This window comes from bacterium, from assembly GCA_017744355.1.
GTDB lineage: Bacteria > Cyanobacteriota > Sericytochromatia > S15B-MN24 > UBA4093 > JAGIBK01.
In genome coordinates, this window is the sequence record JAGIBK010000002.1 from 325,003 (window position 1) to 346,701 (window position 21,699).

General features: G+C 66.4%; 18 protein-coding genes and 1 tRNA gene. 10 read left to right on the forward strand and 9 right to left on the reverse strand.

The genetic code is table 11. The features are described from left to right. Window positions 1-39: 39 nt before the first annotated feature. From J7643_06990 to gyrA, 5 genes are all read right to left on the reverse strand, one after another. Window positions 40-3,753: an IPT/TIG domain-containing protein gene (locus tag J7643_06990; protein ID MBO9540321.1), complete on the reverse strand. Its 3,714-nt coding sequence runs from the start codon at window positions 3,751-3,753 to the stop codon at window positions 40-42. A 357-nt stretch (window positions 3,754-4,110) separates the two neighbouring features. Beyond that, the gene (locus tag J7643_06995) at window positions 4,111-6,189 is read right to left on the reverse strand and encodes a protein kinase (protein MBO9540322.1); all 2,079 of its coding nucleotides are present in this window, start codon (window positions 6,187-6,189) and stop codon (window positions 4,111-4,113) included. Window positions 6,190-6,209: 20 nt separating this feature from the next. Continuing rightward, the gene (locus J7643_07000) at window positions 6,210-7,010 is read right to left on the reverse strand and encodes a Stp1/IreP family PP2C-type Ser/Thr phosphatase (protein ID MBO9540323.1); all 801 of its coding nucleotides are present in this window, start codon (window positions 7,008-7,010) and stop codon (window positions 6,210-6,212) included. Window positions 7,011-7,021: 11 nt separating this feature from the next. Next, on the reverse strand, window positions 7,022-7,300 hold the full coding sequence (locus J7643_07005) for a hypothetical protein (protein ID MBO9540324.1): 279 nt from the start codon (window positions 7,298-7,300) through the stop codon (window positions 7,022-7,024). Window positions 7,301-7,303: 3 nt separating this feature from the next. Further along, window positions 7,304-9,796: a DNA gyrase subunit A gene (gene gyrA, locus J7643_07010; protein ID MBO9540325.1), complete on the reverse strand. Its 2,493-nt coding sequence runs from the start codon at window positions 9,794-9,796 to the stop codon at window positions 7,304-7,306. Between the two features lie 225 nt (window positions 9,797-10,021). Between gyrA and J7643_07015 the strand changes: the two genes are divergently transcribed. Both J7643_07015 and aroB read left to right on the forward strand, forming a co-directional pair. Further along, window positions 10,022-10,092 (forward strand) — tRNA-Gln (locus tag J7643_07015). A gap of 434 nt (window positions 10,093-10,526) precedes the next feature. Beyond that, window positions 10,527-11,732, forward strand: coding sequence for a 3-dehydroquinate synthase (gene aroB, locus J7643_07020; GenBank protein ID MBO9540326.1), 1,206 nt, complete (start codon window positions 10,527-10,529; stop codon window positions 11,730-11,732). A gap of 66 nt (window positions 11,733-11,798) precedes the next feature. On the opposite strand, the gene J7643_07025 is transcribed toward aroB, so the two are convergent. Beyond that, a complete protein-coding gene (locus tag J7643_07025) occupies window positions 11,799-12,071 on the reverse strand; it encodes a hypothetical protein (protein MBO9540327.1) in 273 nt (90 codons plus the stop codon). A gap of 220 nt (window positions 12,072-12,291) precedes the next feature. On the opposite strand from J7643_07025, the gene moaC reads away from it, so the two are divergent. Then, window positions 12,292-12,768, forward strand: a complete 477-nt coding sequence (gene moaC / locus J7643_07030) for a cyclic pyranopterin monophosphate synthase MoaC (protein ID MBO9540328.1) — start codon at window positions 12,292-12,294, stop codon at window positions 12,766-12,768. Here moaC and J7643_07035 read toward each other — a convergent pair. Continuing rightward, window positions 12,765-13,970: a molybdopterin molybdotransferase MoeA gene (locus J7643_07035; GenBank protein MBO9540329.1), complete on the reverse strand. Its 1,206-nt coding sequence runs from the start codon at window positions 13,968-13,970 to the stop codon at window positions 12,765-12,767. The two genes, moaC and J7643_07035, sit on opposite strands and share 4 nt — an antisense overlap. A 54-nt stretch (window positions 13,971-14,024) precedes the next feature. Here J7643_07035 and moeB point away from each other — a divergent pair, with 54 nt between their 5' ends. Continuing rightward, a complete protein-coding gene (moeB, locus tag J7643_07040) occupies window positions 14,025-15,221 on the forward strand; it encodes a molybdopterin-synthase adenylyltransferase MoeB (protein ID MBO9540330.1) in 1,197 nt (398 codons plus the stop codon). Here moeB and J7643_07045 read toward each other — a convergent pair. Further along, window positions 15,211-15,795: a molybdenum cofactor guanylyltransferase gene (locus J7643_07045; protein MBO9540331.1), complete on the reverse strand. Its 585-nt coding sequence runs from the start codon at window positions 15,793-15,795 to the stop codon at window positions 15,211-15,213. The two genes, moeB and J7643_07045, sit on opposite strands and share 11 nt — an antisense overlap. A gap of 129 nt (window positions 15,796-15,924) precedes the next feature. Here J7643_07045 and J7643_07050 point away from each other — a divergent pair, with 129 nt between their 5' ends. From J7643_07050 to moaA, 6 genes are all read left to right on the forward strand, one after another. Then, window positions 15,925-16,170 (forward strand): MoaD/ThiS family protein, encoded by a 246-nt coding sequence (locus tag J7643_07050; protein MBO9540332.1) that lies wholly within the window; start codon window positions 15,925-15,927, stop codon window positions 16,168-16,170. 7 nt (window positions 16,171-16,177) lie between these two features. Further along, on the forward strand, window positions 16,178-16,591 hold the full coding sequence (locus J7643_07055; protein ID MBO9540333.1) for a molybdenum cofactor biosynthesis protein MoaE: 414 nt from the start codon (window positions 16,178-16,180) through the stop codon (window positions 16,589-16,591). Next, a complete protein-coding gene (gene modA / locus J7643_07060; protein MBO9540334.1) occupies window positions 16,588-17,337 on the forward strand; it encodes a molybdate ABC transporter substrate-binding protein in 750 nt (249 codons plus the stop codon). The genes J7643_07055 and modA overlap by 4 nt, the downstream gene beginning before the upstream one ends. Continuing rightward, on the forward strand, window positions 17,337-17,996 hold the full coding sequence (gene modB, locus J7643_07065; GenBank protein MBO9540335.1) for a molybdate ABC transporter permease subunit: 660 nt from the start codon (window positions 17,337-17,339) through the stop codon (window positions 17,994-17,996). The genes modA and modB overlap by 1 nt, the downstream gene beginning before the upstream one ends. Then, window positions 17,981-18,955, forward strand: a complete 975-nt coding sequence (locus J7643_07070) for an ATP-binding cassette domain-containing protein (protein MBO9540336.1) — start codon at window positions 17,981-17,983, stop codon at window positions 18,953-18,955. The genes modB and J7643_07070 overlap by 16 nt, the downstream gene beginning before the upstream one ends. 67 nt (window positions 18,956-19,022) lie before the next feature. Then, window positions 19,023-20,012 (forward strand): GTP 3',8-cyclase MoaA, encoded by a 990-nt coding sequence (gene moaA / locus J7643_07075; GenBank protein MBO9540337.1) that lies wholly within the window; start codon window positions 19,023-19,025, stop codon window positions 20,010-20,012. A 12-nt stretch (window positions 20,013-20,024) separates the two neighbouring features. Here moaA and J7643_07080 read toward each other — a convergent pair whose 3' ends face one another. After that, window positions 20,025-21,482 (reverse strand): hypothetical protein, encoded by a 1,458-nt coding sequence (locus J7643_07080; protein ID MBO9540338.1) that lies wholly within the window; start codon window positions 21,480-21,482, stop codon window positions 20,025-20,027. Between the last annotated feature and the right edge of the window lie 217 nt (window positions 21,483-21,699).

Below are 21,699 nucleotides of genomic sequence, written 5' to 3' on the forward strand. Positions count from 1 at the left end.
GGGCTGCGAGGCGGCGCTGGTGTCTGTTTCGTTCGCCCCTCATAGCTGGCTCCGATCGATCGTGTTCAGGTGCGCGCCGTTGTATCCCCCGATGACGTAGAGGAAGTTCCCGATGACGGTGCTGGTCGGCGCGCGCCGTGTCGTGGTGAGGTTGATGCCGGCAGCCGAGAAGGCCCCGTACGTTCCGTCGCTGTTGATGAGCGCGCGCTCGACGCTGTTCATGAGCGAGCCGTTGGCGTTGTTGTATCCCCCGAGCAGGTAAAGGTACTCCCCCACGACCGCGAGGCGGTGCTCTCGGCGGAGCGTGAGGGGGGAGTTCAGGTAATAGGGCGCGAAGTCGCCGAGCGACCCATTTGTGACGGGGCTGCGCTCGACCCGCAGGTACTGGGTGATCTTGAGGGTGAACGTTCCAGTGGAGCCATTGCTAAGGGTCGTGGCCCGCGCCACGTAGTTGATCCCTGGGTCGACGTAAAAGCCGATACGAGCGGCATTGGAGACATCCCCCGAATCGTCGTCATTGGCCAGGACCGCGCCGGTGGCTTTGTTGACCAGTTGCAGGTAGGCGTCGTAGCCGCTGCCCCAGTGGTCCAGGGTGATGTAGGTGCCGATCGGTACGTTCTTGATGTCGAAATCGACGCAGTAAGTCCCGGATTTGGTGGGGTTCGGATTGGCGCTGGTGATGCTGCCCGTGCGCGTTTCGTCGAGGGTGATGGTGCCCGGTCCTGCCGATGCGGTCGCGGGGTGGACGCCGGTGAAGGTGCCGCCGTCGAAGACGTAGAGGTAATTCCCGAGGATGACGCTGGCGTGGCCGGAGCGGGCAGCGATGAGCTTGGCCTCGCCGGAGAAGCTGTTGAGCAGCCCTGTGCTCGACGCGTACGAGGCGTACTCGTTGCTGATCAGGTCACTGGTGCCGTCGTTGCCGCCGATGACGTGGAGGTAGTTGCCGGTGACGACGCTGGTGTGCCCGAAGCGCTTGGTCTGGAGCGAGGGGCCCGACGCGAAGGAGCCGAGGCTCCCATCGCTGTTGATCGGTGCGTACTCGACGCTGCTCAGCGCGCCGGTGCCGTTCTTGCCGCCGATGGCGTACAGGTAGCTCCCCGAGACGACGCAGCTGTGACTGGCGCGCGCGGTGCCGAGGTTGCCGACGGTCGTGAAGGTGCCGAGGGTGCCGTCGGGATTGATGGACGCGCGCTCGATGCTGCTCAGGTAGCTGCCGTTGTAGCCCCCCACGACGTAGAGAAAGCCGCGAGAAGCCACGGTCGCATGGTCCGAGCGCTGGGTGCCGATGTTGCCGGCCGAGCTGAAGGCTCCGATGGCCCCGCTCGCGAGGATCGAGGCGCGATAGAGGGTGTTGTAACCGCTCCCTGAGGCGCTCTCGCCGCCGATGATGAGAAGGTGGCTCCCGACGAGGAGGGTGTTGAGTCGCTGCATGGCGGTCGGGAGGAGGATGCCTCCGACCGCCGAGAAGGCGCCGAGGACTCCCCCCGCCGAGATGGGGGCGCGCTCGATCGAGCTCAAGACGCTCGCGCCGTTCTTGCCGCCGAAGAGGTAGAGGTAATCGCCGATGATGGTGGCCGAGTGGCCGCTGCGGGGGGTGGAGAGGGTGCTCCCGCCGAACGCGGCGAAGGCCCCGAGGGTGCCGTCGGGGTTGATGGGCGCGCGCTCTACGCTGTTGAGGGAGCCCGCGTTGTTCGCGCCCCCCACCAGGTAGAGGTAGTTCTCGAGGGTGACGGCGCTGTGGAACCCCCGGGGCGTGGCGAGGGAAGCCCCCGGTACCGGGGCGAAGGGCCCGATCGTCCCGTCCGAGTTGAGGGTGGCGCGCTCCATGTCGTACAGGTAGCTCTCGTTGAAGCCGCCGATGAGGTAGAGGTAGCTCCCGACGATGACGCTCGCGTGGTCCGAGCGCGAGGTGAAGAGGCTGGAGCTCGTGAAAGGAGTGAAGCTGCCGAGGGTACCGTCGGCATTGATGAGGGCGCGCTCCACGCTGTTGAGATAGCCGCCGTTGTAGCCGCCGATGACGTAGAGGTAGTTGCCCACCACCGCGCAGGAGTGGCCCGATCGCGCGGTGCTCAGACTGCCCGCCGCGATCAAGTTCCCGGTGGTCCCGTCGGCGTTGATGAGCGCGCGGCTCACGTTGCCGGTGTACGAGGTGGTGCTGCTGCGGCCGCCGAGCACGTAGAGGTAGTTCCCGATGACGATGCTCGCGGGGCCGCCGCGGGAATCCGGGAGGTAGTTGCTGTAGAGGGCGTTCTCGCCCTGGGAGCTGTAGAGCCTGGGGTGGTGCAGGCCGAGCCCATGCCCGATCCGCCTGAACGGCAGGGCGTTGGTGGTCGTGCCGGCCGTCTGGACCGTGAGATCCCCGCCGGTGGCGTTCGCGGGCACCGTCACCTTCGCCCGGTTGGGACCCAGCAGGGTCGCGTCCACGGGGGCACCGACGCCGGGGAAGTTGACCTTGACCGTGGGCCCGAAGAAGCCCTCCAGCGTGAGGACGCTGCCGGTGACGGCGATGCTGGGGTTCAGGTCCGTGAGGACGGGCTTGTAAAAGAAGGTGGTGGCGCTGGTGGCCGATTGCCCCACGACCGAGACGGAGATCGTCCCCGACGTCGAGGCGGGGATCTTGATCTTGAGGCTGGTGGCCGAGGCGAGGGTGACCTCGGCGTCGACCCCGTTCACCTTGACGAGGTTGTACGCCTTGTCGGTGGCGAACCCCGTGCCCGTGACGGTGACGATGTCGCCGGCCCCGCCCACCGTGGGGCTGAAGGAGCCGATAGTGACCGGCACGGTGAAGAGGGGCCCCAGGATGCTGAGGTTCCCCATCTGGATCGCCGTCTGGCCCGAGATGGCGCCCTGGGGGACGGTTGCATTGAACGTGTTCATGGACGCGATGAACGCCGTCGTGGTCGCTCCCCCGTTGAAGCGCACGGTGGCATTCGCGATGAAGTCGCCGCCGCTGAGGGTCACGGCCGTGCCGGCTCCCCCGCTCGAGGGGTTGATGGCGTTGACGACGAGCGCCTGGCTGGGACGGACCCAGGTGCCGTCGAGACTCAGTCCGATCTTGGCCATGGGGTCCTCGTCGTCCGCGAGGCACTGCAGCGCGATGGCCTCGATGGAGGCCGCATCCGTGTGGGAGAGGGTGGCGTCGCCCGCAAAGACCGCGAGATCTCCCTGGGGGATCGTTCCCAGGTAGGGGGTGAAATCCGTGACGCCCTTGAGGGCGCCGCCGATGGCGATCGCGGTCGTCGATGCGGCGACGACGATGCCCGCGTTGGGGGCGGAGTTGCTGAGCGTGACCCAGCCGCCGCGCTGGAATTGCGCAACCGTCCTGACGCGGGCGACGTTGTGGCCCGGCATGTTGTCGCCGAGCCCTTTGACGGCCTCCAGGTAGTAGGTGGCGCTGGGATCGGGCTTGAAACCCGCCGAGAATCTCAAGGAGAAAGCGCCGGCCGTGCCGGTGACGGTGGTGGCGACCGTTTCGTTGGTACCGGTGTGGATCAAGGAGACAGTCGCCTTGATCGCCACTTCCGACAGGGCCGCCAGGGTGTCTCGCTTTGCGGCGAACAGGACCCGACCGTCGAGGTCGGGCACGGTCTCTGGGAGCGCCTCAGGGGTGGGGCCGGGGGCGAGCCCGGTCGCGAAGGACCGCGCGTCATCACCCTTCGTGGGGGCCGAGATCATCGAGGGAAGACGGCAGGCGATCAGGGAGTGCACGAGCACCAGTAGCATCGCGAGGCGTCCGAGAGTTCCGATACGCATGTGGTTTCTCCCGAACGGCATCGCTCATCCCTGGAAGGCAGAGTTCAATTGAAATCCCTCTCAAAGTGGAGCTTTGACGGGGTTCGAGCTCTTAAAATCCAACTGATGATGAACACGATAATGATTATGCCCAAATAGGATCAACTCCTACCTGGGCAATCCCTGACAAATGCTGACAGCTTTGTGGCTTGGCGCTATTCGCAGGAAGGCTTCATATGACCTTCTCGGGCATGGGGATTGGCCTGCAAGGCAGGGCCTGATGCCGAGTTGCAGCCACCTGATTCGTATCGAGAGCAAGCAGTCCCTTGTCGCTTCCCAAGTGAAGCGGCAAGGGACTGCGTGCCACGACGGGCAACCTCAGGCGCGTTGGATGTTGAGCAGCAGGACGCGGCCGTTGCCGCGATCGCTCACGTAGAGCGTGTCGTCGGGGCCGATGGTGAGTCCTTCCGGGCCGTTGAACTCGTCGGGGCCCGCTCCCTTCTTGCCGAAGGCGAGCACGAAGTTCCCCTCGGGATCGAAGACCTGGATCCGGTGGTTGAGGGTGTCGGCGACGAACCAGTTGCCGAAGCGATCGATGGTGATCTCGCGGGGGATGGAGAACTCCCCCGGCCCGTTGCCGCGCCGGCCGACGGTCTTGACCAGCTCGCCGCGCGAGCCGAAGACCTGGATGCAGGAGCTGCCGAAGTCGAGCACCAGGATGTTGCCCTTGTGGTCGAGGGCGAGGCCGCCGGGCGACTGGAGGCCGCGCTCGCGTCCCAACACGCCGATCTGCTTCTCGTTCGAGTCGAAGACGAGCACCCGGTGGTTGTTGGGCTCCGAGAGGAGCAGGTGGCCGTTGGGCGCGATGATCAGGCGGCCGGGCACCGAGGGGTTCTCGCCGTCTTTCTGCTCGCGCTTCCAGACGTGGATCTGTCGGCCGGCGGTGTCCAGCTTGTAGATCCGGTAGTCCATGTCGTCGGTGACGTAGAGGATCCCCTGCGGGCTGATGGCGAGCGCGCGCGGGAAGCGGAAGGTCTCCTGCATCTGCTGCGGGCGGATGACCCGCAAGAAGCGGTGGTTCTCGTCGAAGACCTGGATCCGGCCGTTGTCGGTGTCGGCGACCAGCAGGTGCTTGGACGTGTCGAAGACCACGCCGCGCGGCTGGCGGAACTCGCCCTGGCCCACGCCGGCCTTGCCGAGCGAACCCATGGGGGCGAGGCCCGTCACCTGGCGCAGCACGGCCGCCTGGCGCTCCGGCGTGGGCACCGGGCGAGCGGCGGGCCGAGGCTCCGTGCCGGGCAAGGGGCCAGCGAGCGTGGTCTGGGGCAGGGCCCCCGTGCCGCGCGAGGGCATGACGGGGATCCCCGGGCGCGCCCCGCCCGAGACCGGCGGCATGGCCGGGATCCCGCGCGGGCCGGTCTCGACCGGGGCGGCGGCCTCTTGCGGGCGGTTCGGATTCGGAGCGGTCGGGATGGAGTAGGTGAGCGGCGCGGTGCCCGCACGGCCGCAATTGGCGCACACCCGGGCGCCGCCCGTCATGGGGGCCTGGCAGTGGCGACAGTTGGGGGGCGTGAAGGCCGCAGGCGCGGCGGCTTGATCGACGATCTTGGGGGGAGCGGGCTTCTCGGCCTCGCGCAGGGAGGCCACGAGGGCGTGGCCCATCTCGGCCGCGCGGTTGAAGCGCTCCTCGGGGGTCTTCTTGAGGGCCCGCATCACCACGGCTTCGAGCTTGGGGGGGACCTGGGCGTTGAGCTCGCTCGGCGGGGTGGGCGCCGCGTTCATGATGTTGAGGATCGTCCCGCCCAGGTTGCCCGCGTCGAAGGGGGTCTTGAAGGTGAGCATCTCATAGATGAGCGCTCCCAGCGAGAACAGGTCGCTGCGGCCGTCCACCAGGCGCGAGTCGCAGAGCTGCTCGGGCGAGATGTAGGCGATGGTGCCGAGGGTGGTGCCGGTGGTGGTCATGGAGGGCAGGTCGCTCTTGACCCGCGCCACGCCGAAGTCCGTGAGCTTCACCGTCCCGGTCTCGGCGAGCATGATGTTGTCGGGCTTGATGTCGCGGTGGACGACACCCGCCTGGTGCGCGTAGTCGAGGGCCGCGCAGATCTGGACCGAGATGTCCACCACTTGCTTGATCGAGAAGGTCTTCTTCTGCTCCAGGAAGTCGCCGAGGCTCTTGCCGTCGAGCAGCTCCATGGCCATGTAGTGGCGATCGCCGTCCTGGCCGTAGTCGTAGACCGTGACGATGTTGGGATGGCTCATGCGCGCAGCGGCCATGGCCTCGCGCCGGAAGCGCTCCACGGTGTCCTGTTTCTCGACTTCGGGCAGGGCGTTGGAGAGCAGCAGCTCCTTGACAGCGACCGTGCGCCCGAGCCGGGTGTCGGTCGCCTTGTAGACGACGCCCATCCCGCCTCGGCCGAGTTCGGAGATGATTTCGTAGTTGCCGAGCCGATCCGCCATGGTCTTGGTACTTGGAGGTGCTAGCCGGCGTTGCGGAGCAGGATCACGCTGATGTTGTCCTGCCCGCCCCGCTCGTTGGCCAGGGCCACCAGCCGCTCGCAGGCGACCTGGAGGTCTTGGTGCTCGTTGGCGATGGCGAGCATCTCCTCGTCGGCGACCAGCCCCGAGAGGCCGTCGCTGCACAGCAGGAGGCGATCGCCCGGGTTCCAGGCGACCACGAGGGTGTCGGCCTCGATCTCCATCTGCATGCCGAGGCACTTGGTGATGACGTTGCGGTAGGGGTGGCGCTGGGCCTCCTGCGGGGTGATGGCCCGGGCGCGCAGCAGCTGGGCGACGACCGAGTGGTCCTCGGTGAGCTGCGCGATCGCATCCTGGGTCAGCAGGTAAGCGCGGCTGTCGCCGATGTGGCCCAGGTAGACGGCCTCCTGGCAGGTGACGGCGACGACGGCGGTGGTGCCCATCCCGCGCATGGAGGCGTCCTGCAGCGAGGCGTGGACGATGACGCGGTTGGCCTCCTGGATGGCGTCCTGGATCACCTTGGCCAGGTCGCCGTTGGGGGCCTGGTCGATGGCCTCGCAGGTCAGGAGGTTGCTGATGGTCTCGACGGCGCAAAGGGAAGCCTTTTCGCCCGCCAGATGGCCGCCCATCCCGTCGGCCACCACGTAGAGGCCGCGCTCCGGATCCGCCGCGAGGTAATCCTGGTTGATCTCGCGGACCCGTCCCACGTCGGTGAGCGAGCCGGCAACGAGGCCGGTAGCCCGCTGATAGGTGGCGGGCTTGGGGTCACGGGGCGCCGTGGTTTCTTCGTTTGTCGTCGTCACGAATCTCGCCTTTAGCCGTAGTGGGGACGGGCACGGAGGGCGTTCAGCACCTGATCCTGGGTGGCGAAGCCCCCTTCGAGCAATACCTGGACGAGCGGCACCTGCTGCTCGTATTGGGCTTGGACGGCCTGGGTCAGCTGCTCTTCGGTCAGAACCCCTGCTTCCACCAGTAACATTCCCAGCGGCGGCTGGTTGCTAACGGGCTGAGGTGCAAGGAGCTCCTGCGGGACCTCAAAGCCGTAGCTGGTCTGAAACGGGTCGAAGCTAAAGGCGCTGAAGTCGTCGCTCACGGGCTATGCCTCCTCGCTGGTGCCGTCGTCTTCGCCGTCGGCCTCGGCCTCGGCGACCACCAGGGCAGCACCCACCACCCGGTCGTTCTCATCCATGCGCTGGAGGCGGACCCCCTGGGTCATGCGGCCCAGGCGCGGGACGGTGGCGACCTTCTGGCGGATGACGATGCCGTGGGTGGTGACGATGACGATCTCTTGGTCCTCGTCTGCGAGCATGATGCTGGCGACCTTGCCGTTACGGTTGGCGTTGAGCTTCATGTTGATGATGCCCAGGCCGCCGCGGCCCTGCTGGCGGTACTCGGCGAGGGCGGTGCGCTTGCCGTAGCCGTCGGTCGTGACCGCGAGCAGGTCGCCCACATCCTTGCCGAGGGTCATGCCGATGACCGCGTCGCCCTCGCGCATGGTGATGGCGCGGACGCCGCGCGCGGTGCGACCCAAGGGGCGCAGCTCTTCCTTCTCGGCGAAGTGGATGGCCATGCCTTCCTGGGTGCCGATGATGATCGACTGGTCGCCGTCGGTGCGGCAGACCCAGCCGAGGCTGTCGCCGTCGTCCAGGGCGATGGCGATGATGCCCGAGCGCCGGATGCTCGAGAAGGCCGTGAGGTCGGTCTTCTTGATGACGCCGCCGCGGGTCAGCATGACCAGGTAATCGCCCTCGGTGAACTCGGGGATGGGCACCACCGCGGTGACCGTCTCGTCGGCACCCAGGGGCAGCAGGTTGACGATGTTGGTGCCCTTGGCCTGACGGCTCGCCTCGGGGATCTCGTAGGCCTTGAGGCTGTAGGCGATACCGCGGTTCGAGAAGAAGACGACGTTGCCGTGGGCGTTGGTGACGAAGAAGTGGCGGATGAAGTCGCCCTCGCGGGTCTGCATGCCCGCGATCCCGCGACCGCCGCGACGCTGCTTCTCGAAGGTGTCGGTGGGCAGGCGCTTGATGTAGCCCTGGTCCGTGATGAAGATGGCCATGGGCTCGTTGGGGATGAGATCTTCCTGACGGATCTCGCCGGGGTCGTGCTGCAGCTTGCTGCGGCGCTCGTCGCCGTAGCGCTCCTTGACCGCCAAAAGCTCGGTCTTGATGATCCCCATGACCTTGGCACGGTCGGCCAGGATCCCGCGGAGCTCTTCGAGGGTCGCGAGCAGGTCGCGGTTCTCGTTCTCGAGCTTGTTGGACTCGAGAGCCGTCAGGCGGCGCAGCTGCATCTCGAGGATGGCGTTGGCCTGGATCTCGCTGAGGTGGAAGGAGGTCATCAGGCCGGTGCGGGCGGCCTCGGTGTTGGCGGCGCCGCGGATCAAGGAGACGATCGCGTCGATGTTGCGCTGAGCGACCAGCAGGCCTTCCACGATGTGGAGGCGGGCCTCGGCCTTCTTCTTCTGGTATTCGGTGCGGCGGGTGACGACCTCGGCGCGGTGGTCGAGGTAGTGGCCCAGGATCTCGTGCAGGCGCAGGATCTTGGGCTGGCCGTTGACCAGGGCGAGCATGATGACGCCGAAGGTGGTCTGGAGCTGGGTCTGCTTGTAGAGGTGGTTGAGCACCACCTGGGGGTTGGCGTCGCGCTTGAGCTCGATGACCACGCGGATGCCGTGGCGATCGCTCTCGTTACGCAGATCCGAGATGCCGTCGAGCTTCTTGTCCTTGACCAGGTCGGCGATCTTCTCGATGAGGGGATCGGGGCCCACTTGGTAGGGCAGCTCGGTGATGATGATCGCGTGCTTGTTGTTCTTGATCTGCTCGATCTCGGCGACCGCGCGCAGGGTGATGGAGCCGCGGCCGGTGGTGTAGGCCTCGTGGATGCCCTTCTCGCCCAGGATGATGGCGCCGGTCGGGAAGTCGGGGCCCTTGACGTACTGGATCAGGTCGCCCGAGGTGAGGCTGGGCTCTTCGATCATGGCGACCAGGCCGTTGACGACCTCGCTCAGGTTGTGGGGCGGGATGTTGGTGGCCATGCCGACCGCGATACCAGCCGAGCCGTTGACCAGCAGGTTGGGGATGCGCGAGGGCAGGACGACGGGCTCCTCGGTGGTGCCGTCGTAGTTGGCGTTGAAGTTGACCGTCTCGGAGTCGATGTCGGAGAGCATCTCGCTCGAGATGCGGCTGAGGCGGGCCTCGGTGTAGCGGTAGGCCGCCGCCGGGTCGCCGTCGACCGAGCCGAAGTTGCCGTGGCCGTCGATCAGCATGTAGCGCAGCGAGAAGTCCTGCGCCAGGCGGACCATCGCGTCGTAGACCGAGGCGTCGCCGTGGGGGTGGTACTTACCGAGCACGTCGCCGACCACGGTCGCGGACTTGCGGTGCTTGCGCTCGTGGGTCAGGTTGTTCTCGTGCATTGAGAACAGGATGCGGCGGTGCACTGGCTTGAGGCCGTCGCGGACGTCCGGGAGCGCGCGCCCGACAATGACGCTCATGGCGTAGTCGAGGTAAGACTCCTTGAGCTCCTCGCGCAACGAGCGCGGGATGATCCGTGCGGGGGTTTGCGGGGTATCGGACACGAAGGCCTCCATCCAGGGACGATCGAAATATGGCCGGAAAGACCATCATTGTACCATGGATGGGCGGTCGTTAGGGGCGGGCCACGCCCCTGGGCGCCGTCCGCCGCCGTCGAACGGGGCGGGGCCGCGTTGCAAGCGATCTTTTTTTGCTTAACCCGTTGACAATGGTCGTTAGCCTTTGGTATTAATAGTTTCACGGACGGCGCACTGCCTCGCTGAGGCGCGGTTCCGCTACGTACCCGGTTCGTTCAATGGTAGGACAGCAGTTTCTGGCACTGCTTATCGAGGTTCGAATCCTTGACCGGGTGCCTACACCGCCCCTCTGGCCGATGGCCCGGGGGGCGGTTTCTTTGCGGGGGTGGCAGTCATGGACAACCTGATCCTGCTCGGCTTCATGGGGGCGGGCAAGTCCACCGTCGGCGCGATCGTCGCCGATCGCCTCGGGTGGGACTTCGTGGACGTGGACGAGGTGATTTCGCGCGAGGCGGGTCGCTCCATCGGGGAGATCTTCGAGACCGAGGGTGAATATGGCTTCCGCCTGCGCGAGAAGGAAGTCCTCGCCCGGGTCTGCACCGGCAAGCGCCAGGTGATCGCCCCCGGTGGCGGGGCGGTGCTCGATCCCGACAATGTACGCCTGATGGCGGCCTCCGGCACCGTGGTGGTGCTCCATGCCCCGCCCGAGAAGCTGTGGCGCCGGGTCCAGGAGACGGATCGGCCCCTCGCCTTGGAGCGCGAGGGCTTCATGCGGCGCTACCGCGAGCGGGAGCCCCGCTACGCGGCCTTTCCTATCCGCGTCTCGACCTCATTCGGTCACCCGGGCCTTGCGGCCGACACCATCCTTTCGCGCTGCTTCGGCACCTCGGCCCAGGTGAAGGTGCCGCTCGGTTCGCGTTCCTACGACATCGTCATCGCCCCCAACGCCCTGGCGAATCTCGGCGAGCGGATGGCGGAAGTCCTCAAGCCGGGCCCTTGCCTGGTGGTGACCAACCCGACGGTGCAGCGTCTCTACGGCGAGGCGGCGAAGCGCTCGCTGGAGCATGCGGGCTGGGCGCCGATCTTCGGGGTGGTGCCCGATTCCGAGGGGGCCAAGTCCCTGAAGGAAGCCGAGCGCCTCTACGACCTGGCCATCGAGCGGCGTCTGGAGCGCCAGAGCCCCGTGGTGGCTCTGGGTGGCGGGGTGGTCGGGGATCTGGCGGGCTTCGTGGCGGCCACCTACCAGCGTGGGGTGCCCTTCGTGCAGGTGCCGACGACGCTGCTCGCCCAGATCGATTCCTCGGTGGGCGGCAAGGTCGCCGTCAACCATCCGCGCGGCAAGAACCTCATCGGGGCTTTTCATCAGCCCTCGCTGGTGGTGGCGGATCCCCTGGTGCTGCACAGCCTGAGCGATCGCGAGTGGCGCGGCGGGCTCGCCGAGCTGGTCAAGTACGGGGTCATCCTCGATGCGGCCTTCTTCGACAAGCTCACGGCCGACCTGCCGCTCTTGCAGGAGCGGGCGCTCTCGGCCCTGGTGCCTGCGATCGCGCGGGCCTGCGAGCTCAAGGCCCAGGTGGTGGCGGAGGACGAGCGCGAGGGCGGCCAGCGGGCCATCCTCAACTTCGGCCATACGGTAGGCCATGCCATCGAGGCGGTGACGCGCTACCGTACCTACCTGCATGGGGAGGCGGTCGCCATGGGCATGGTCGCCGCCGGGGCGATCGCCCGGGAGCTTGGCATGTGGGCGGCTGCGGAGCACGAGCGCCTGGTGACCTGGCTCCAGGAAGCCGGCTTGCCGACCGAAATCAAGGGCTTGTCGGCGCGTGCCCTGCTCGAAGCCATGGCCCACGACAAGAAGGTCCAGGACGGCAAGCTGCGCTTCGTGCTGCCCGAGACCATCGGGCGCGTGCGCGTTCGTTCGGACGTGCCCAACGAACTGGTCGAGAAGGTCCTGCGCGAGCTGGGCGCGAACTAGACCCCCATCACGCCGACTCCCCCGGTTCCACAACGGAAGCGGGGGCGTCGGCACGGATGACCGGAACTACTCGTTTGCATCCTTGGCTGCCCGGCTGCGGCGCCCGATGGTGGAGTAGTAGTCCACGCCTCGGGTCTGCTTGAGGGTCTGACCGCCCTTGCGGCCGATCTCGGCGTAGTGTGCCTCGCCGTGGCGCTGGTAGGTGGAGGATCCACCCTTGCGGCCGATCTGCGCGAAGAACTCGCTGCCGCGCTCCGCCTTGACGGCCAGCCCGCCGCGGCGACCGGCTTCGACCTGACGGGGATCGCCCTTCTTGGGACCCGGTTTCTTGCCTGCCATTGGTGTACCTCCTTCGATCAGGGTAGGTGGGGTGGCCTCGCTCGGCCCTTACACTCTATTGACAGTCAGATTAGCCGAATTGTTCCAGCCAAGTTGGCGTTTTTTCTTTTGCTTGCGTTAAGGAGATATGTCGCTTGCCTACTTGGGCTCGAAATCCTTGTGGCCGAGGGGCGCTGCGGCTACCATGAGCGGGCTGACACACGTGATGCGAGGAAGAGGAATGGACGAATTGACGCACTTCGACGCCCAGGGGCGTGCCCGGATGGTGGACGTGGGAGACAAGGCCCCGACCGAGCGCGTGGCGGTGGCCGCGGGGGCCATCCGGATGGAGGACGAGACCCTCGATCGCATTTGCCAGGGCACCATGACCAAGGGTGACGTGCTCGGGATCGCGCGGGTGGCGGCCATCATGGGGACCAAGCGCACCGCGGACCTGATTCCCATGTGCCATCCCCTCATGCTCTCGGGAGTGCAGGTTGAGTTGACCCCCGCGCGAAACCCCGCCCGGGTGGAGATCCGGGTGAGGGTACGGGTCGAGGGTCGCACGGGCGTCGAGATGGAGGCGCTGACCGGGGTGATGACGGCCGCGCTGACCATCTACGACATGTGCAAGGCGATTGATCGCGGCATGACGATCGACGAGGTTCGTCTGCTCTCCAAGTCGGGCGGGCGTAGCGGGGAGTGGGTCCGGGACTAGCTGCCTAGCAAGAGGGCGTCGAAGGCTTCGCCTGCCCGTGCGCCGTCGCGCTCGGCCGGGACGATGATGAGGGCGTTGGCCATGGCCATGGAAGTCATCATCCCCGAGCTCTGCGAGCCGGTCAGCGCGGCGCGGTAGCCCTCGGGCCCCTCTTCGACGACGGCGCGCAGGAAGGACGTCTTGCCGAGCGGCTTGCGGATGTCCTCGGTGAGGATCGCCCGCACGTGCCGCCGATCCACCTGGCGGTGTCCCATCATCTTCAAGAGGGCCGGGCGCACGTAGTGCTCGAAGCACACCATGGTCGAAGCGGGATTGCCCGGCAGGCCGAAGACCGGCTTGCCCGAAAGGGTCGCGTAGGTCAGCGGCTTACCCGGTTGCTGAGCGACCCGGTCGAAGTGGATGGTCCCCAGCTCGGCGAGGGCCTCCGAGACGTGGTCGAAGCGCCCCATGGAGACCCCGCCCGAGGTGATGACCACGTCGCATTCGAGCGCTTCATGGATGAGGCGGCGGGTTTCCTCTCGATCGTCGCGGGCGACCCCGCAGGGGACCGGAATCGCCCCGGCTTCCAGGACCATGCCGGCGATGGCGTAGGCGTTGCTCGCGTAGATCTGGCCGGGGCCCAGAGGCTCGCCGGGCTGCACCAACTCGTCGCCCGTGGTGAGAATGGCGACGCGGGGTGGCCGGTGGGTCTGCACTTGTGCGCGCCCGACGCCCGCCAGCAGCCCGACGCGCGCGGCGTTGAGAGGAGTTCCCGCTTCGAGGACGCAGGCCCCTTGGGCGAGGTCCTCGCCCGCGCGGCGCACGCTCTGCCCGAGGGCGCAGGGGCCGGTGAAGCGGACGCGGCCGTCTTCCTCGCGGGTTTCTTCGACCATGACGACCGAGTCAGCCCCCGGCGGCAGGATGGCGCCCGTCATGATGCGGCAGGCTTCGCCAGGGCCGACGGTCGGGGGCTCGCCGCAGCCCGCTGCGACCTCGCCAATGACCGGTAGCCAGACGGGGGCGTCTTTCGAGGCCTGAGCCAGGTCGTGCGCGCGGACCGCATAGCCGTCCATGGAGGAGTTGTCGAAGGGCGGGTGCGACACGGGCGAGTGGACGGTCTCGGCGAGGACCCGGCCTAAGGCCGAGAGCAGCGGAGTCGCTTCCGGCTGGGTCGGCTGGATGGTGCTCAGAATCAAACGGCGTGCGTCTTCGACCGGGATCATGGCGTCTCCTTTGAGCAGAAGCTGCAGGCGCTCGCTGCGACCGTGCCTGCGTGTATGATAGCAACATTGGCCGCTTTCGCGTGCTTGTCATCCCAGCCGATCGAGGAGACTTCGCCCGTGCATCCCAGCGATGAGGCCCCGACCTCCGAAGTGTTGAGCCTCGCGGAGCAGGAGCGCTACAGCCGTCACCTGGCCCTGCCCGAGGTCGGCGTCTCGGGGCAACAGCGTCTCAAGGGCGCCAAGGTCGCCGTGGTCGGCGTTGGAGGGCTAGGAACGCCGCTTGCGGCTTATCTCGCGGCCGCGGGGGTCGGAACGATCGGGCTGGTGGACTTCGATGAGGTCTCGCTCTCGAACTTGCAGCGCCAGATCCTCTTCGACACCGAGGACGTGGGGCGCCCCAAGGTCTGGCAGGCCAAGGCCCGCCTCGAGGCGATGAACCCTCACGTTCGGGTGGTGGGCCATGAAGCTCCTTTGAACGCGACAAACGCCCTTGCGATCCTTGGGGGCTACGATCTGGTCGCGGACGCCACGGACAACTTCGCCGTTCGCTATTTGCTGAACGACGCCTGCCATCAACTCGGCAGGCCCCTCGTTCAGGCGAGCCTCTACCGCTTCGAGGGACAGCTGACGGTCTTTTCGCCCGAGGGGCCGTGTTATCGCTGCCTCTACCCGGAACCACCGAGCATGCCGCCGCGTTGCTCGGATGCCGGGGTGCTCGGCGCGCTGCCCGGCATCCTGGGGGCTTTGCAGGCAAACGAAGTCTTGAAGTTGATCCTCAAGATCGGCTCGCCGCTCATCGGGCGGCTGTTGCTGGTGGATGCGTTGGGAACGCGCTTTTCCGAAATCGCCGTGCCCAAGGATCCCGCCTGCGCCCTGTGCGGCGAGCATCCCATCCTCACCGCGCTGGTGGATCAGGGCGCGATCGCCTGTGAGGCTTCTGACGACGCGATCTCAGCGCGCGAGCTTCTGGCGCTCGGCGAAGAACCGCTCGTCATCGACGTGCGGGATGGCGTCGAGGCTCTATCCCCCGTGCCGGGGGCGATGCACGTGCCTTACCCGCGCTTGAGCGACGTGCTGCCTGAGTTACCGCGCGATCGCAAGGTGGTCGTGTATTGCCTGAGCGGCGATCTCAGCCGGCATGCGGTCGCGCTCTTGAGAGGGGCGGGGTGTGCGCAGGCCCGGAGCCTCGAGGGCGGCTTGCTCGCCTATCACCGCGAAATGAGCTTGCGCGAGGCGTTCCTCAACGGCTGAGGAGTTCGAGTGCTTGCTCGTAATCCTCGGGGCGATTGAGGTTCCAGAAGCTGCGCAACTCGGGGTCGTGCTGCCGCAACGCCTCAGGGCCTATCTCGCGGTGGTTCACGTCGTCGATCAGACCGCAGACCCGGCAGTCTCCCGCGCCCAGCCGCTCGCGCAGCACCGGCAGCAGACGCCGCGAGTAGATTGCAAGCAACGGTTCTCGGAAGCGCGGCGTGCGAGGCGCGATGACGTCGGCATCGTCCGGCTCATTCGCGAGGGCGCGCAGCAGCTCTGGCTGGAGAAAGGGCATGTCACAGGCCACCAGCAGGACTCGATCCGCGTCGATGGCTTCGAAGGCGCTCGCCAGACCTTCCAGAGGGCCGTTGCCGGGGAAGCGATCGCTGATGCAGAAGGCGCCGGGCACCGGGAAGTCGGGCTGGTTCGTGACGACCACGACTTGGGGGAACACCTCCGCGAGCGTCCGATAGACGCGAGCGGCCAGGGGCTCGCTTCCGAAGGGAAGGCGTGCCTTGTCCTGCCCCATGCGCTGGCTCTTGCCCCCCGCAAGCAACACGGCCGCTTCGATCATGACGTCCTCCTGTCCTGCCGGATTTCTGACTACTTCTGCCCATGGTAAGCGGTGGCGGCTGCTTGGCAAGATGCTACTTGATTGTAAAACGGTGGGGCGACACGCTATGATCCGAGCAAGGAGGCTGCCATGCGTTTGACCATCCGGCTCTTTGCCATGCTGCGAGAGGCCCACGGGGCCGACCACGTCGTGCTGGACCTGAACGAAGGGGATTCGATTGGGGCTGTGCGCGAGGCGATCGCCCGCACATACCCCGCTCTCGCTCCCCATTTGCCCAGCGTGCGCGTCTCGGCTTCCTTACGCTTCGTGACTGACGCTTACGTGCCTGCTGCGGGCGAGGAGCTCGCGCTCATCCCCCCCGTCAGCGGAGGTTGAACCACTCATGATCCAGGTGACGTCTGAGCCCATCGACGTGGCGGCCCTCGAACGCCTTCTCGCGCATCCCGCAGCGGGCGGGATCGTCACGTTCTCGGGCGTGGTGCGCGATCACAACGTGGGGCGCGAGGTCCTCTTCCTCGAATACGAGGCCTACGCCGAGATGGCCGAAGCGCAACTCGCCGATATCCATCGCCGCCTCACCGAGCGCTGGGACACCAAGCGCGTGGTCATGGTCCATCGCACGGGCCGCCTCGCCATCGGCGATGTGGCTGTCTTCGTCGGGGTCGCGACCGCCCACCGGGCCGAGGCCTTCGAGGCGTGCCGTTTTGGGATCGATACCATCAAGCACGAGCTGCCCATCTGGAAGAAGGAGCACTTCGTGGGCGGCGAGGTCTGGGTGGAAGGCTGCGCTGGATGAAGCGGCTCCTGGGCGTTCTGTTGCTTGGCCTCTTCCCTGCGGCGCCGGTGTTCGCCGCCGAGCTCACCGTCGCGGCCGCTCCGAGCTCCCGCGAGGCTCTCGAAGAGCTGGCCGCCACCTTTCAGCAGGACACCGGTCATCAGGTGAAGTTCGTCTTCGCCTCTTCCGGCAAGCTCTTCATCCAACTGCGCAACGGCTCGCCCTGTGATCTCTTCTTCTCGGCGGATGACGTCTACCCTGCGAGGCTGCACGCCGAAGGGCTCGCCGAGAAGCCGCGCCGCTACGCGCAGGGCCGGTTGGTCCTGTGGGCGAGCAAGGCTTCGGGCTTCGCCGTCGAGCGGGGCCTTGACCTGCTCGGGGATGCGAAGGTGCGCAAGGTCGCGATCGCGAACCCGAAGCTCGCCCCCTATGGCCGCGCGGCCGAAGAGGCCCTGAAGGCGAACGGGACGTATCAGGCGCTCGCCTCGAAGCTCGTGCTGGGCGAGAACGTCTCCCAGGCCGCGCATTTCACCGCCTCGGGTGCGGCCGATCTCGGGGTCCTGCCGCTGTCGCTCGCGCTGACCCCGGAGCTTTCCCAGAAGGGTCGCTACGTGTTGGTTCCCGCCTCGCTGCATACGGCGATCGCAGCGGATGCAGCCGTGATGACGGCCGCCCCGGACAAGGCCCTCGCGCGCCAGTTCCTGGCGTTTGCGACCAGTGAGCGCGCTCGGCCGGTCTGGCAGCGCAACGGCCTCGCTGCTAAGTGATGGGGGAGTTCGCCCTTACCCTCAAGCTCGCGGTCCTGACCACCGGCATCCTGTTGATCGTGGGGACCCCGATCGCCTACGCGCTGGCATTCGCCCGCGGGCGCTGGAAGCCGCTGCTCGAAGCGACGGTCCTCTTGCCCCTCGTGTTGCCGCCGACGGTCCTGGGCTTCTACCTACTCGTGGGCATGGCCAAGCTCGGTCCCTGGTGGGAAGCGATCTTTCGCCAGCGCCTCGCCTTCTCCTTCACGGGATTGCTCCTCGCCTCGGTTTGCTTCAGCTTGCCTTTCGCGGTGCAGCCGCTGCAAGCGGCATTTCGTGGAGTCGATGCACGCTTGATCGAAGCCTCGCACACGCTTGGGGCTTCTCGCTGGCGCACCTTCTGGCGAGTCGTACTGCCTGCCTCGCGTGCCGGGGTGGCCTCGGCGGCGCTGCTCTCCTTTGCGCACACCATGGGGGAGTTCGGGGTGGTCCTGATGGTGGGCGGCAACATTCCCGGTCAGACCCGGACGGTCTCGATCGCGCTTTACGACATGGTGGAGGCGATGGAGTACGCTCAGGCGAGCCGCCTCGCGCTGCTGTTGGTTGTCTTCTCCTACCTCGTCCTCTTCTTGCTCTCGCGCCTCAACCGGAAAGGAGCCGCCACGTGGACGCCCTCCTGACGGCGGCTTTCACCAAGGCTTATCCCGGTTTCGAGCTGGCCTTCGACCTTTCGCTCGCACCCGGGATCACCGCTCTGATGGGCCCGTCTGGGTCGGGCAAGACCACGGCGATTCGTTGCCTTGCAGGCCTCGTGCGTCCCGAGACGGGGCTGGTTCGCTGGGGCGAGGAGTGCTGGCAGGATTCGGCGCAAGGGAGCTTCCTGAGCGTTCAACAGCGGCGAATTGGCTTCGTCTTCAAGGAGTTCGCCCTGTTCCCCCACATGACGGTGTGGGAGAACGTGCGCTATGGCGCGAAGCGCGATGCCTGGGCCAAGGAGTTGCTGGAGCTGCTTGCAATCGATGCGCTGCGCGATCGCCGTCCGCCCCAGCTCTCGGCGGGGCAGCAGCAGCGGGTTGCGATCGCCCGGGCGATCGCAAGCGAGCCGCGCCTGCTCTTGATGGACGAGCCTTTCTCGTCGCTGGATCCGCCCCTCAAGCGCCACTTGCTCGCGGAGTTCGCAAGCTTGGTGCGAAGGATTGGTCTTCCGACCCTCGTCGTCACGCATGCCCTGGATGAGGCGAGCGTACTGGCCGATGACTTGGTCGTCATGGCTGCGGGTCGCGTGCTTCAGAAGGCCCCCGTGCGCGAGGTCATGACCACTCCCAGCAGCCCCGAGGTTGCGCGTCTGGTCGGGATCCGCAACTGCTTCGAGGCGTCTGCCGATGTGGCCGCCTGGTGCGTCCGGGCCGATCGCATCGTGCTGGCGAACCCCGCCGACGAAGGCGCGATCCGGCTGATGGTGAAAGAAGCCGTGCTCGAAGAAGGGGGCCTGCGCATCCTGGGGACGGGCGGAGTATTCGAGGCCCTGGAAGTTCGGCTGCCGCTCTCGGCCTGCGAGGGACGCGCGATTGGACCCGGCGCGTCGCTCGACTTGCGCATTCCGCCCGAGGCGGTGCACCGCTTCGAAGGGATGCGCTGATTGACGGGCGTCGGGCCCATCCGCTTGAATGGTTCAATTACCTTGATTTCATGGAGGTGTAGCGTCGATGGAGCGGCTCGTTGATTCCTACCAGCGAACGATCACCTACCTCAGGCTCTCGCTGACTGACCGCTGCAACCTGCGCTGCCAGTACTGCATGCCGCCGGAAGGCCTCGACTGGATTCCTGCGGACAACCTGATGCAGGACGACGAGATCGTGACGATCCTGCGCGACGTGTTTCTGCCCCTGGGGGTGACCAAGGTGCGTCTGACGGGGGGCGAACCCACGCTGCGCAAGGGACTTCCTGCACTGGTGGAACGGATCGCGGCCCTGCCCGGCCTGACGGACCTGTCCATGACGACCAACGGCATCTTCCTGTCGAAGCTCGCCGGGCCCCTCGCGCAAGCCGGTCTGAAGCGCATCAACATCAGCGTGGATAGCCTCGACCCCGAGCGCTTCGGTTCGATCACCCGAGGGGGGGATCTCTCCAAGGTCCTCAAGGGAATCGAGGCCTCGCTGGCGGCTGGGCTTTCGCCCGTCAAGCTGAATGCGGTCCTCATCCCCGGCACCAACGACGACGAGGTCCTGGCCTTCGCTGCCTTGACCCGAGAGATGCCGGTCCACGTGCGCTTCATCGAGATGATGCAGGTGGGCGATCGCAGCTTCTTCGAGGAGAAGGGCTTCGTGCCCATCCAGGCGATGATCGACCAGATTCGCGATCGCTACGGCATCGAGGCCTCGGATGCCGCCGTCGAGGGCAACGGGCCCGCCAAGGTGATGCGCATCCCGGGGGCCGCTGGGACCCTCGGCTTCATCAGCCCCATGAGCCAGAACTTCTGCCACGCTTGCAACCGACTGCGCCTGACGGCGGACGGTCAGATCAAGGCTTGCCTGATGCGGCCGCAAGAGCAGGATCTCCTGGGCCAGCTGCGGGCCGGGACCGACCCGGCAATCCTGCGCGAGACGGTGAGAAACGCGCTCGGGATCAAGCCCCTGCACCATGAGTGGGGGGCCGATGAGCCCATTCTTCGCACGATGTCGCGGATTGGCGGTTGATAAGGGGCTGAATCAGCTGCCAACGATGAAGGTGGGAGCGGTGCTCACATCGAGCGCGAGCTGACCCTTCTCGATTTTTGCTTCGAGCTTGGTACCGGTCTTGTCGAATACCTGGGCCTGAGCGAGGGGCAGGGTGAGTCGGGCGCTTCCATCGCTTGCCCACACCACGTAGAGGGGCTTGTTGTCCTTGCGTCGGAACTGGTAGCCCTGCACGCCAGTCGCCTTGACCTCGGAGATGGGGGCAGCATCGCTCAGTTGGCTTGCCGCGAACTTGTAGGCGTCGTAGCCCAGGGTCTTCTTGGAGAGCGTGGCCTTGTCGATCAAGCCGATGTTGTTGAAGCCCGGGTTGGCGAAGACCGACCATTGCACCGTCTCGATGTCGCCCTGTGCGGCGGCCGTGGCGAAGAGCTTGCCCACGTAGCTTGCTTGTTCCGAGGGATTGTCGGCCGAAAAGCCCGTCTCGGAGCACCCGAAGGTCTTGCCCGTGATGCCCTTGGCCTGCAATACCTGCTTCATTGCCCGGTAGCGCCCCAGAAAGCCCCAGTCGGAGGTCAGGACTCCGTTCGACGTGCGCTTGTCCGAGCCATAGGCGTGGAAGTCGACCACGTCGAAGTACGCTGCGCCCCCTCGGTCGATGATCCCGGCCAGGTACTTCTCGTAGCCGAGGCCCCCCAGGGTGATCTTGGCGGCCGGATCGATCCCCTTCACGATGACGTGGCTGACCTTCAGGAGCCGGACGTAGTCCTCGACGGAGCCCGTCCAGTAGCGGTTGCTGCCGTTCGAGGACGTGCCGGCCGTGAGGTCTCCGGATGGGAAGTCCGGCTCGTTCCAGACTTGCCAGTAATGGATTTTGCCCTTGAATCGCGAGACCATGTCGAACATGTACGCGGCGTAGTAGTTGTTGAGGTTAGGCTTCGCGCCGGGTTTGTAGACGTCGGTGCCGTCGGCGAAGATGGGCGCGCCGAGCCCCAACGGCACGGTGTAACGACCGAGCGACGCCTCGTCCCAGCCGGTCTTGGAGGCGTACGCAGGGTCGGATGACGCCCAATCGGGGGTATCGGTCACCATGGCCTGCACCTTGACGCCCATCTGGGCGAAGGTGGCCGCCTTCTGGTCGAAGTAATCCATCCAGGAGACGTACTGGTGCTTGCCGACCTCGATGTTTCGCCAGTTCCAGCCTTCGCGGATGGTGGTCATGCCCAGGTCCCGCATGAGGGCGTAGCCCGCCGTGTGCGTGTTGTCGCTGCCGCGCGGCACGCTCTCGTTTCCGAACAGGGTTCCAGCGAACCCGGCATGTTCGCCCACGCTTCCGGGGCCGCCAATTGTCGGAACGGTTCCGCCGTCGTGGCCGGCGGCGGGACCGGCGCTTCCCCCGAGGAAGGGAAGAGCATTCAGGCCGCTGCTTCCGCAAGCGACGTTGAGCCCCGAGCCGAGGATCATCAGAGCGAGAAAGCGGATTCGGCGTTTCAAACAAGGGTCTCCTGTTGTTAGGCAAGGCCAGTCGTCCTACCATTCCCGCCAGGAGTTGATGAAAGAGGGATTGCTTCCCTATTGCGTTGCCGCTAATTCAAGGCTGCGCGCAGTTTTTCGAAATGAACGCCACGATCGATGCTGCTGAGTCTCTTGCTTGACCTGTGCGGGAAGGGCTCGTTTGACAGCCTGTGTGCAACTCCGATACCTTTAGAAT